This is a genomic window from Streptomyces sp. NPDC059003, from assembly GCF_042740445.1.
GTDB lineage: Bacteria > Actinomycetota > Actinomycetes > Streptomycetales > Streptomycetaceae > Streptomyces.
In genome coordinates this window covers 1-12,248 of sequence record NZ_JBHYJH010000220.1, presented here as the reverse complement: position 1 = coordinate 12,248, position 12,248 = coordinate 1, and the positions used below count along the sequence as shown (strand labels likewise).

Here is a 12,248-nt window from a genome sequence, read left to right as displayed (position 1 = left end):
GCGTTTGAGGACGAGCCGCGGAGCGGCGACAAAGGGGGAAAGGGGCGAAGCCCCAGCCGAGCGGCGGAGCCGGGGAAGGGCGGGTGGGTGGGGAGAGATCGGACCCTGGTGGACTGTTACGGGTGGGTCAGGGTCGCGGCCAGGTCGGCCGGGTCCGTCGTGGGGCGGTCGCAGACGAAGCCACGGCACACGTACGCCGCTTCGCGGCCGTCCACCGCCGACCGCCCCGCGAGCAGCGGAAGCTCCCCGTCGCCGGGCCCGACGGCGACCACGGCACCGGGAGCCGTGGCCAGGAGCGCCACCCGATGCAGCGGCCCACCCACCTCACCGACCACCGCCACCTCACGGGGACCGTCAAGCGCGGCCTCCGCAACGGCAAGCCCATGCCCGATGAACCGCGGCGCCCGCGGCGCGAGAGCCTTGACGACGCCGAGGGCCCGCTCGGCGGCACGCCGGTGCGGCCCGGCACCGGTGTGCGCCGCGTACGCCAACAGCGCCCCGGCCGCCGCGGTCCACCCGGACGGCGCCGCGTTGTCCGTCGGGTCCTGGGGCCGCCGGATGAGCCGCTCCCCGTCGGCGGCGGTGTCGTACAGGTTGCCGCTCTCCTCGTCGACGAACTGCACGAGGACGTGGTCGAGGAGCAGGCCCGCGAAGTCCAGCCACACGCCTTCCCCGGTCACGGACGCGAGCGTCAGGAAGCCCTCGGCGACGTCCGCGTAGTCCTCGAGGACTCCGGCGTTGGCGCCCACGTGGCCGTCCTTGGAGGTGCGGGCGAGCCGCGCCCGGTCGTCCAGATGGACGCGGACGAGCAGATCGGCGGCGCCGACGGCGGCGGCGACCAGGTCGGGCCGTTCGAAGTAGGCGCCGGTCTCGGCGAGCGCGGCGATCGCGAGCCCGTTCCACGCGGCGACGACCTTGTCGTCGCGGCCGGGCGCGGGCCGCTCGGCGCGGGCGGCGAGCAGCCGTTCCCGGACGGAGGCGACGCGGTCGGCGTCGGCCACGAAGCCGTCGCTCTGCGGGAGTTGGAGGACGGACGCGCCCTCCTCGAAGGTGCCCTCGTCGGTCACGCCGTAGTACGCGGCGGCGAGCCCGGCGTCGGCCTCGCCCAGGACGTCGCGCAGCTGGGCGGGCGTCCAGACGTAGTACGCGCCCTCCTTCACGGCACCCGAGGCGTCCGCGCTGTCCGCGTCGAGCGCGGAGGCGAACCCGCCCTCGGCGGTGCGCAGTTCACCGACCATGAAGTCGGCCGTCTCCAACGCGACCCGCCGCGCCAAGTCGGAGCCTGTCGCCCGCCACAGGTGGGCGTACGCACGGCACAGCAGCGCGTTGTCGTACAGCATCTTCTCGAAGTGCGGCACCACCCACTGCCGGTCGACGGAGTAGCGGGCGAAGCCGCCGCCGAGCTGGTCGTAGATGCCGCCGCGCGCCATGCGCTCGCAGGTGTCGGCGGCCATCTGCAGGGCGCCCTCGGAGCCGGTGCGGGCGTACTGGCGCAGCAGGAACTCGATGACCATGGACGGCGGGAACTTGGGGGCGCCGCCGAAGCCGCCGTGGGTCGCGTCGTAGTCCCGGGTGAGCCCGAGCAGCGCCTTGGTGAGGTCGTCGGCGCCGGGCCGCTGGTCGTCCCCGTACGCCAGTTGACGCTCCGCCAGATCGCGGGTGATCTTCGCGGCGACCTCGGTGACCTCGTCGTGCCGGTCCGTCCACGCCTTGTGGACGCCGTCGAGGACCTGCCGGAAGGACGGCATGCCGTGGCGCGGCTCCGGCGGGAAGTAGGTGCCGAAGTAGAACGGCTCCGCGTCGGCCGTCAGGAAGACCGTCATGGGCCAGCCGCCCTGGCCGGTCGCGGCCTGGACGGCCTCCATGTAGACGGCGTCCACGTCGGGGCGCTCCTCGCGGTCCACCTTGATGTTCACGAAGTGCTCGTTCATCAGGGCGGCGGTCGCCTCGTCCTCGAAGGACTCGTGGGCCATCACATGACACCAGTGGCAGCTCGCATATCCGACGGACAGCAGGACGGGAACGCCGCGCTCGCGGGCGGCGGCGAACGCGTCGGCCGACCACGGCCACCAGTCGACGGGGTTGTCGGCGTGCTGGAGGAGGTAGGGGGACGTCTCGTGGGCCAGTCGGTTCGGCATGGGGCCATCCTCGCGCACCCGTGCCCGCCGCGCCGATCTGCTCGCGCCGACCGCGCGTACGCAGGACACTGACACGTACATGCAAGAGGTCACTTCGGGTATGGGGACACGTGCACAGCGGGGGTACGTGGGCACGTACCCGGACGTCGTACGGGCAAGTCGTACGGGCAGACGTGTCGCTCTCGGAGGGGGACCACATGCGGGACAGCCATCGGGCCGAAGCCGAGCGGCTGTTGGCACGGGCCGTCGAGGAAGAGGTCCGGCGCACCGGCGGACGCACCGACGGGAGCGTGCTGCTCTCGCGGGCCCGCGGCTCCTTGGACGCCATGGAACGGACGGCCGCGGAGGAGTACGAGGCGTACACGCGGGCCCTGGACGAGGCGGCGGCCGGGCAGCTGACGTTCGGCCAGCGGTACGCGAAGGAGGCGGCCGGGACTCCCCTGCTCGTCGCGGCGGTCGCCGCGGTCGCCGCGTGCGTGGCGGACCTGGTGCTCGGCACGGACGGCGGCACGGCGCTCGGCGCGGGCGGTGCCGTCGCGGTGGCGGGCCTGGCCGCGACCGTCCTGAAGGTGACGGCGGCGCACGTGCCGGCCGCGCACCGGCACGCGGGCGCCGTCAGCCAGCCCGGCGGGCCCGAGCAGCTGCGGCTCGCGTGGCTGACGGCCCTGGAGGTGCGCGGCATCCGGCCGTTCCTCGACCAGCAGCGGGTGCTCACCGCCGCGTCCGGCGGCGGGGTCGGCGGCCGGTCGGGGCGCGGCGGGCGCGGCGGACTCGGCGGACTCGGTGGGCAGAAGGCGGCCGCGCCGCAGCTGCGCGGCACCGACAAGAGCGCGGCGGCGCGACGGCGTACCGTCCTGGAGCAGTCCTTCAAGCAGCTTCCGGAGCCGGAAGGGGAGTTCGCGGGGCGCCGGGCCGAGCTCGGCCGGATCGCGCAGTGGGTGCACGCGGCGCGCGCGAGCACCCAGACGAAGCCGACGGTCGTGATGCTGCACGGCGCGTCCGGGTCGGGCCGTTCGGCGCTCGCGGTGCGGGCCGTGCACGATCTGCGCGACCAGTTCCGCGGGGCGTGCCTGGTGGACCTGCGGGGCGAGAGCCCCGACACGCCGCCGCTGTCGACGCGGGACGCCCTGCTGCATCTGCTCAACCGCCTGGGCGCGCCCCGCGAGCAGCTGCTCTTCCGGGAGCGGGCCACGCCGGAGCAGCAGGTCAGGCGGCTCAGCGAGCTGTACCACCAGCATCTGACGGGCCTGGAGGTGGTGGTCGTGCTCGACGACGCGAGCGACGCCGAGCAGGTCCGCACGCTCGTGCCGGAGCGCTCCGACAGCCTCGTCCTCGTCACCACCCGCAAGCCCCTCGACCTGCCGGCCGACCTGCCCGCGTGGGTGCACCACCTGCCGGTGGAGGCCCTGGACACGGCGGGCGCCGAACAGCTCATCCGGCAGGCCGCCGAGGACCTGCCGGAGCCGTACGACGCGCAGTCCCTCGACCGGCTCCGGGACCTGTGCGGGGGCCTGCCGCTCGCGCTGCGCGCCGCGGGCTCGGCGCTCGGGCCGCGCACGCCCGAGCAGCTCACCGCCGACCTCGCCGCGTACGGGCCCGTCGAGCCGGTGGAGCGGGCCCTGTGGCTGCGCTACACCGACCAGCCCGAGCCCGCGCGCCGCCTGCTGCGGCGGCTCGCGCTGGCCGGGCGCGCCTCGCTGGGCGCGGCCGCGGCGGCCGCGCTGCTCGCCACCGACGAGCAGGAGGCGACCCGGCAGCTGACCGCCCTGTCCCGCGCGGGCCTCGTCGACCACGTGCGCGGCAGCCGCTACCGCCTGCACGACCTGGTGCGCTCCTTCGCCCAGGCCCGCCTCGCCGACGAGGAGGAGCCCGGTGAGCGCAGCGCCGCGCAGGAACGTCTCATCGTCAGCTACGGCGAGCTCGCCGACTCGGTGATCCGCCTCGTCGACGGCAAGACGTCCACGCGCGCCGACCGCTTCGGGCAGCACGGCTTCACCTCCCTCGACGCCGCCCTGCGCTGGCTCGACGACGAGTCCAGCTTCATCACGGCGGCGCTGCGGCACGCCGAGGGCGTCGACCAGCAGGCCGTGCTCGACCTGCTCGGCGCGCTGTGCGACTACTGCCTGCTGCGCGGCGACCTCTACCGCCTGGGCGAGATCAGCGAGCTGGCGCAGTCCGTGGACCAGGGCCTGCTCGGGCGCAGCGTGAAGTGGCGCACCGGCATCGCGGCCCGCCACCTCGGCGAGCTCGACCAGGCGCGCTCGACGCTGTCGTCCGTCGTCGACCTGTACTTCGCGGCGCACCAGGACGCGGGGGCCGCCCGCGCGCTCGGCTCCCTCGGCATCACCCTGCACCACCAGGGCAACCTCACCGAGGCCGCGGCCCGCCTGCGCGAGGCCCTCGACCTCCAGGTCGCCGACGAGCTCGCGGGCGACCGCGCGTGGACCCTGCACGCCCTCGCCGCCGTCGAACGCGACCGCTCCCGGCTCTCCGAGGCCCAGGACATGCTGACCACCGCCCTGACCCTGCACCGCGACAGCGAGTCCGTGCACGGCGAGGCCTGGGCGCACTTCCAGCTCGGCCAGGTCTGCCTGCGCATGGGCGACGTACCGCGCGCGGAGACCGAGCTGCGCCGCGCCCTCGACCTGTACGGCCGCACCCGTGACGCCCGCGGCGAGGCGTGGGCCCTCACCCAGCTGGCGCGGGCCCGCCTGGTCGCCGGTGACCCGGCACCGGCCGTCGACGGCCTGCGCCAGGCGGTCTCGCGGCACCGCGACAACGAGGACGCGCGCGGCGAGGCCTGGTCCCTGTACTACCTGGGCCAGGCCCTGGAGGAGGCCGGTGACCTGGACCAGGCCGTGCGCGACCTGGAGCGGTCCCGCACCATGTTCTCGCGCATGCGGGACGTCTACGGCCTGGCCTGCGCCCGCCACCACTCCGCCCGCGTCACCCGCGACCAGCGGGCCGCGCAGACCGGCTCCCTGCGCAACTCCGGCTTCGCCCGGCAGCTCCTGATGGACGCGCGCGCCGACTTCCAGCGCATCGGCGTCGCGCACGGCGAGGCGTGGACGTGCCTGGAGCTCGCGGTCGTCGACGCGGGCAACGGCCGCACGCAGGCCGCGCTGTCCCTCTGCGACGAGGCCATCTCCCTCTACGCCTCCTACGGCGACCGGCGCGGCGAGGACTGGGCCCACTTCCTGCGCGCCTCGCTCCTGCCGTACGCGTCCCCCGGCGGCTGGGAGATCGGCGTCGCCGTCGCCCAGGAGGAGCTCGCCCAACTCACCCGTACGAAGCATCCGTTGCGGGACGGCAAGCTCGACGAGTACGTGGACGCGTACGCGCTGTTCCTGGAGCGGGGCGCCGAGCTGGACGCGGGCTGGCAGGCGTGGCGGCTCGGGATGACGCCGAACCGGCACGCCCGGGAGATCATGGGGGTTTCGGTGTCGGCGCCTCAATGAGGCGGGGATAGTGGGGAGTCGACGAGGCCGCGGGCCGCGGGGGGAGGGTGCCGATGGGCGAGGACTGGCTGCCTGACGATCCCGAACTGCCGGGGTGGCCCCTCATCGGGGGCGGGCTGCCGCCCGAGCTGCGCGCGTTCATCGAGTCCGACGCGGGTTCCCCGTTCCTTGAGCTGCACGGCGCCCGGTCCCGTTCTTTCGCGGTCCGGCTCGCGCGGCTCGCGGCGGGGAAGTTCATCGTGCGGTGGGTGCCGGTGGGGCGGGCCGACCTGGCGCCGGAGTTCGTGCTCCTGCGGATCCTTGCGGCGCTGCCGGACGTGACGTCGCTGGCTCGTCTGTACGAGATGCCGCTGGCCGAGCCGGACCGGCTGGCCGATGTGCTCCGGGATGTGTGCCGCGAAGTCCTCGCGCAGCGCCGGTTCCTGGTGGTGCTCGACTGCGCGCCCGCAGGGGCACCCGACATCGACGTGGAGCACATGTCCGACTGGCTCTTCGCTACGGGTTCCCGGATCCTCGTGACGTCCGAACCCGGGCGCGGAGCGCCGGCCGTCCGCCCCGGGACCGTCGGCCCGCTGGCCTCGGCCCTGCTGGACGCGCTCGAAGAGTGGCGGGGCGACGAGGTCAACGCGGCGGTGGCGGTGGCCCTCGGCGCGTACGGCCGCACCTCCCGCAAGCAGTTGCTGGAGGCCTTCCTGGAACTGCGCGCCGGCGAGCTGCTCCAGCAGACGCGGCACGACGGGTTCCGGCCGTACCGGACCCGTCACGCGGAGGACGGGCCGCCCCTGGACGAGATCCTGGCCAACGCCGTGCTCGACGGCGTGGTGGACCCACGGGACACCGGTGACGCCTGCGTCGATCTGGCGGGCCGCCTCCTGGGCTCCGCGTGGCCCAGAGCCATGGAACTGCTCGAACGCCTTGAGCCCCACTTCACCGGCAGGACCGGCCTGTTCAAGCTTCTGCGCCTGAAGCAGACCCTCTGGCACGCCACCGGGAGCTGGGAGCCCGTGATAGTCATCGCGGCCGTCACCGTCAGGGACACCGGCGGCCCGCTGGACGCCGCCGAGGCACTGGCGCACCTCGGCACCCGCCGGGCCGCGCTCGAACTGGCGGTCTCCCTGCACCACGCGGGCTCGCTGGCCGACACCGCCGACATGCTCGACATCGCGTCCGGTGACGTACCGAACGGCTGGGTCCTGCACACCCGCGCCGCGATCCTGTGCGACCAGGGGCAGCTCCGGGGCGTGGACCGGCTGTTGCGCAGCGCCGTGGAGACGCACCAGGTGCGCGGGGACGCGTGCGGGGAGGCCTGGGCGGTCCACCACTACGGACGGCTGCGGCTGCTGCGCGGCGATCTGGAGGAGGCGCGCAAGCATCTGGAGCACGCCCGGCACATGTTCGTCGGCCTCGGCGAGTGCCGGGGCCAGGCGTGGTCGGAGACCGAGCTCGGCAAGGTGCGGCTGCTGCACGGCGATCACGCGGAGGCGGTGCGCGGGTTCGACACGGCGCTCAAGCTGCACCTTTCGAACCGGGACGAGCGGGGCAAGGCCTGGACCCTGCTGTATCTGGCCCTCACCCATGCCGAGTCCGGCCACCCCGCGGCGGCCGCCGAGCTGATCCGCGACGCGGAACAGTCCTTCCTGGAGATCCCCGACGCCCTGGGGACCGCGTGGGCACGGCACTACCGGGCCCTGCTGTCCTCGGCCGACCGGGCGCGCTCACGGCTCGACGGGGCCGACGTCCGACTCCGGTCCGCGACGTCCACCTTCCTCCGGGTCCCCTGCCCCCATGGCGCCGCCTGGGGCACCCTGGAGCTGGCGGAGGTGCGGCGGCGGCAGGGCCGCGCACTCGGGTCCGACGACCTGGACCAGCTCTACACCACGGCCCGGATCGCGTTCGAGACCCTCGACGACACCTCCGGCGCGCACTGGGCCACCTCCCGGCACCAGACCCTCGACTCCCCCGCACCCCACCCCTCCTCCCCCATCCCCCTCACCGCCCGCCTCACCATCCCCGAGCCGGGCACGTTCTTCGACGCGGGCGCCCTCTTCCCCGCCGCCCGCTCCCGCGTCCGCGTGACCCTCCTCGACGACCGCTCCCTGGCCGGCACCGCCGCTCGCGTCGCCCTGCGCGTCGAGCCGGGCCCCGACCACGCCTGGGCGGGCGCCGCCGACCTCCCCTGGCTCACCGTGCGCGCGGCCCCGCTCACCCGCGCCGACGTCGAGCCCGCCCACGCCGTGACCCTCAGGCCGTCCGCCCGCGCTGCGGACGCCGCCGAGTTCCTGTTCACCCCGCACCGGTCCGGGCGCCACCGGCTCCTGTTCACCGTCGAGCACTACGACACGGCGACCGTCCTCCAGGAGGTCGAGGCGTACATCGACGTCGTCGAGGGCGACGACGGCCCGCGGACCACCAGGTCGCCCGAAGCCGCCCGGAGGGCCTGACCGCCATGGCCCACGAGCTCCCGACCCGGATCCTCCAGGACCCCAGCCACGGCTTCACCCGCCTCCCCCGCCACGACGTCGTCCGCCACCCCGACCTCGTCGTCGGCTTCGACGCGCGCCGCGACGACGAGTGCGTACGGGCGCGGATGTACGGGCCCGCGGTGCCGTCGATCAGCGGGCACGAGCACGAGGTGACCCTGAACGTGCGGCCGGGCGAGGTGCGGCGCGCCGCCGCGCGGCTCCGGCAGGTGTGGAACGACGAGTTCGTGTCGCTGCGACCGGTCGACGCCCACGGCCGTCCGCGCGGCACGGGGCAGCCGTACACCGACCGCGTCGACCTCACCGACGAGCCCGAGGCCGAGCTGCGCGCCGCGCTCGGCCGGCTCGCCCTGGACGGCGCCCAGCTGCTCTTCGACGTGCTGCTCGGGGGCGAGGGCGGGGAGCTGAAGCTGTTCCGCGGGTTCCTGGCCAACGCGCTGGACAGCGACGCACCGCTGCGGGTCCGCTTCCACTCCGACCTGTTCCTGCCGTGGCCGATGCTCTGCCTCCCGGCCCCCGCGGACGCGCCGGACGCCCAGCCCCTCGAGGAGGTGCTCGGCCGCTTCCTCGGCTACCGGCACCAGATCGAGCAGACCGGCGGCAGCGCCTACGCACAGCTCGCCGACGACCGCGAGCCGCCTCCCCGCGACGCCCCCGCCGTCAGCCTGAACCACGACATCGGCATCGACGCGGAAGGCGCCACCCGGGCCGCCGACGTCGCCGCCGCGCTCGCCGCGGGCTCCGCCTTCGTGGAGCGCACCACCCGCGCCGAACTGGAGCGCGCCCTGCGGGACCGCACCCTCGACGAGCAGCTGATGTACTTCTGGTGCCACGGCAGCTTCACTCCGAGCATCGACGAACCCCCCTACCTCGTCCTGAAGTTGAGCGACCAGCTGCCCATCGACGGCTATCTGCTGCGCGCCCACCGCCCGCCCGCGCACGCCTGCGTGCCGTTCCGGCCGTTCGTGCTGCTCAACGCCTGCTACGCGGGGCTGCCCGGCAACGCGGACCTGGCGTACCTGGGCCGGGCCCTGTTCGACGCGGGGGCCTCAGGGATCCTCGGGCCGCAGGTCGAGATGCCGCAGCGGTTCGCCGCCGAGTACGCGCTGGCCTTCGTCACCCGCTATCTGGCGGGCGAGGAGACCGCGGGCGCCATCGCCCACGACCTGGCCCGGCACTTCGCCGACACCTGCCGCAACCCGCTGGGCTTCGCGTACGCCCTGCACAGCGGCATGGACAGCCGCCTGAGGCGCACCGCGTGACCCGCGAACCCACCCATGGAGAAGGGCCGTTGCCGATCACGACCATCGATCTCGACGAGTCGGGGTGGCCGCTGCGGCCCACGCGGTCCGGGCCGCGCCCGGTGCCGCCGCCCGGCCTCCGCGACCACTTCGCGGCGCGGCTCACCCCGCCGCCGTGGGCGACGGACATCGTCGTGTACGTCCATGGCTGGCAGACGTCGCCGCAGTCGTCCCGGAACGCGCTCGCCACCCTGCTGGGCCTCGTGGCGCGCCAGCACGCGCGCCGGAAGGACCTCTATCCGCGCCTCCGGGACTTCGCGCCGTGGCCCGTCCTCGTCCGCTGGCCGTCGCGCTCCTGGCCGTCCCTCGGCGGCTACCGCCGCATCCGGGACCGTGCGCACGCCATGGGCGCCGAAGGGCACGCGGCGAGCGTCATCGGGCAGCTGCTCGGCTATCTGGACGCCCACCGGGACGACCCGCGCGCGGCGCCGGTCCTGGCGAGCCGCGGCGGGGCGTATCTGCACCTCGTCGGGCACTCCTTCGGCTGCCGCCTGCTGTGCGAGGCGGTGCAGTGGGCGGCCGGGGAGCCCGGCGGCACCCTCGGCTGGAGCGTGCCCGCGCCGCCGGGGCGGCCGTTCACCGTGGACTCGATGCTGCTGCTGCAGATGGCGGCGCCGCGCGACGCCTTCGCCGTGACGTTCACCGCGCTCGCGGGGGCACCGCTGCGCGGCCCGGTCGTCGCCACGTACTCAGGGGCCGACCGGGCCACCGGGTTCTGGCACCTGCGCGCGGAGAAGCGCGCGGGCATCGGGTACGCGGGGATCGGCACCGCGCCCGCGCCGGTGTCCGGCATCCGCATGCGGGACCCGGACGACGCCTATCCGCACGACGCCCTGGACCACCGCTTCGTCAGCGTCGACGCGGGCCGGGTCTTCGTACACGGCCACGGCCCGGCCGGCGCCCACTCGGACCACCTGCGCCCGGAGTCGGCCCACCTATTGCTGTCACTGGCGGACCACTCGCGGTAACGGGGCTCGATGACTGTAGCGGGGGCTGTAGCGCCCCGAAGGGGCGCGGGGAACTGCGCGACCAGCCCCAACGCGCCCGCAGCAAAGAACCCGCAACGCCCGCAGCCAACGAACCACGGCGCCCGCGGAGCGCCTAGCTCCGCTTGACCTCGGCGTCCACGGAACCCACGGCCCCGTCGGATTCCGCGCCCCGCGGACCCCGCGGATCCGGCGCCTCCTTGAAGTCGACCTTCCCCATGTGGCGGTTCATCGACTTCATCAGGCGCCACACCGCGAGGGCCATCACCGCGAAGACGATGAACCCGAGAACCCCAGGGGTCACCTTGTTCTTGTCCACCTCTTCCGCGAGGGGGACGAGGTGCGTCACTGCCAGACTCACGCTTGCGCTCATGTCTGGCATTGTCCCTCAGGCCTACCGGATACCCGCAAAGAGGTCGTCCTCCGGGAGCGACGTATCGACGAGGGACTTCGCGAGCTCGTACTCCTCCGTGGGCCAGACCTCCTTCTGGATCTCCATGGGCACCCGGAACCAGCCGCCGTCGGGGTCGATCTGCGTGGCGTGCGCGATCAGGGCCTTGTCACGGATCTCGTAGAAGTCGGCACACGGAACGTGCGTGGTCAGCGTGCGCTCGACCCGCTCGAACTCGTCCCAGCGCTTCAGCCACTCCCCGTACGGCGACTCCAGGCCGCGGTCGAGCATGGCCTGGTGCAGCGCTTCGGTGCGCGGCCGGTTGAAGCCCTGGTTGTAGTAGAGCTTCTGCGGCGTGAAGACCGGGCCGAACTCGCTCTCCGGGTACTTCTCCGCGTCCGCCGCGCCCTCGAAGGCCACCATCGAGATCTTGTGGGTCATGATGTGGTCGGGGTGCGGATAGCCGCCGTTCTCGTCGTACGTGGTGATCACCTGGGGGCGGAACGAGCGGATCTGCTTGACCAGCTCTCCGGCCGCCTTGTCCACGTCCTCGAGCGCGAAGCAGCCCTCCGGCAGCGGCGGCAGCGGGTCGCCCTCCGGCAGACCGGAGTCCACGAAGCCCAGCCACTCCTGCTTGACGCCGAGGATCTCGCGCGCCTCGTCCATCTCCTTCTTGCGCACCTCGTGGATGTGCTCCTGGATGTAGGCGTCACCCTGGAGCTTGGGGTTGAGAATGTCGCCGCGCTCGCCGCCCGTGCAGGTCACGACGAGCACGTCCACCCCTTCGGACACGTACTTGGCCATGGTGGCCGCGCCCTTGCTCGACTCGTCGTCAGGGTGGGCGTGCACGGCCATCAGTCGCAGCTGCTCAGTCAAGACTCGATCCTCGGTGAATTGGGGCGCCCTCGGTCATCCAGTGCAATGGGCGGCTTCTATAGTGACGGAACCGGGGGGCGGAAAATTCCGGCATCCCCACTCCCCTGGAGGACGATCATGACCGCGGTGAGCGGCGGCGACATCAAGCGGCTTCCCGAGGGCCGCTACGGCCGCTCGCGCTCGGCCGACGAGCGCGCCGACCGCAAGCTGAAGATCCTGGGCGCGGTCCTGGGCGTCTGCGTCCTCGTCGTCGTCGGCTGGTTCGGATACGACTCCATCGCCGGGTCGAAGATCAGCGGCACGATCATCACGTTCGACCCCTCGGACAAGAGCGTCAAAATCCACCTGGAAGTGCGCAAGGACGCCGACGCGAACGGCTACTGCACCGTGCGCGCCCAGGCCGAGAGCGGCGCCGAGGTCGGCCGCGCGGACTTCCGCTTCGACGAGAACGAGTCCCGCGTCGACAAGTCCGTCACCCTCCGCACGACGGAGAAGCCGACGAGCGCGGAACTGGTCGGCTGCCACAAGGACTGACTCTTGACCTCTCAAGCGCCGGACGGGCTGGTACTAGCCCGTCCGGCGCTTGAGGACGAGCCGCGGAGCGGCGATGAGCGGGGG

The 12,248-nt window shown here is 73.8% G+C and carries 8 protein-coding genes; 5 read left to right on the top strand and 3 right to left on the bottom strand.

What is annotated here, in order from left to right; all coding sequences use genetic code 11:
• Window positions 1–116 precede the first annotated feature (116 nt).
• Entirely contained in the window at window positions 117–2,138 is a 2,022-nt protein-coding gene (locus ACFWZ5_RS40790; RefSeq protein ID WP_384803067.1) for a thioredoxin domain-containing protein, read from the bottom strand.
• A 197-nt stretch (window positions 2,139–2,335) separates the two neighbouring features.
• On the opposite strand from ACFWZ5_RS40790, the gene ACFWZ5_RS40785 reads away from it, so the two are divergent.
• From ACFWZ5_RS40785 to ACFWZ5_RS40770, 4 genes are read left to right on the top strand one after another with little or no spacing between them, the layout of a single operon-like run.
• Entirely contained in the window at window positions 2,336–5,596 is a 3,261-nt protein-coding gene (locus ACFWZ5_RS40785) for a tetratricopeptide repeat protein (RefSeq protein WP_384803064.1), read from the top strand.
• Window positions 5,597–5,649: 53 nt separating this feature from the next.
• Window positions 5,650–8,037, top strand: coding sequence for a tetratricopeptide repeat protein (locus ACFWZ5_RS40780; protein ID WP_384803061.1), 2,388 nt, complete (start codon window positions 5,650–5,652; stop codon window positions 8,035–8,037).
• Window positions 8,038–8,042: 5 nt separating this feature from the next.
• Window positions 8,043–9,338 carry a CHAT domain-containing protein gene (locus ACFWZ5_RS40775; RefSeq protein ID WP_384803058.1) on the top strand — a complete coding sequence of 432 codons (1,296 nt, stop codon included), beginning with the start codon at window positions 8,043–8,045 and terminating at the stop codon, window positions 9,336–9,338.
• 29 nt (window positions 9,339–9,367) lie between these two features.
• Window positions 9,368–10,345: a hypothetical protein gene (locus tag ACFWZ5_RS40770; RefSeq protein WP_384803055.1), complete on the top strand. Its 978-nt coding sequence runs from the start codon at window positions 9,368–9,370 to the stop codon at window positions 10,343–10,345.
• A gap of 133 nt (window positions 10,346–10,478) precedes the next feature.
• On the opposite strand, the gene ACFWZ5_RS40765 is transcribed toward ACFWZ5_RS40770, so the two are convergent.
• On the bottom strand, window positions 10,479–10,745 hold the full coding sequence (locus tag ACFWZ5_RS40765) for a hypothetical protein (protein WP_384803052.1): 267 nt from the start codon (window positions 10,743–10,745) through the stop codon (window positions 10,479–10,481).
• Between the two features lie 12 nt (window positions 10,746–10,757).
• The gene (gene mca / locus ACFWZ5_RS40760) at window positions 10,758–11,630 is read right to left on the bottom strand and encodes a mycothiol conjugate amidase Mca (protein WP_384803049.1); all 873 of its coding nucleotides are present in this window, start codon (window positions 11,628–11,630) and stop codon (window positions 10,758–10,760) included.
• A 117-nt stretch (window positions 11,631–11,747) separates the two neighbouring features.
• Between mca and ACFWZ5_RS40755 the strand changes: the two genes are divergently transcribed.
• The gene (locus ACFWZ5_RS40755; protein ID WP_384803046.1) at window positions 11,748–12,164 is read left to right on the top strand and encodes a DUF4307 domain-containing protein; all 417 of its coding nucleotides are present in this window, start codon (window positions 11,748–11,750) and stop codon (window positions 12,162–12,164) included.
• The last annotated feature ends 84 nt before the right edge of the window (window positions 12,165–12,248 follow it).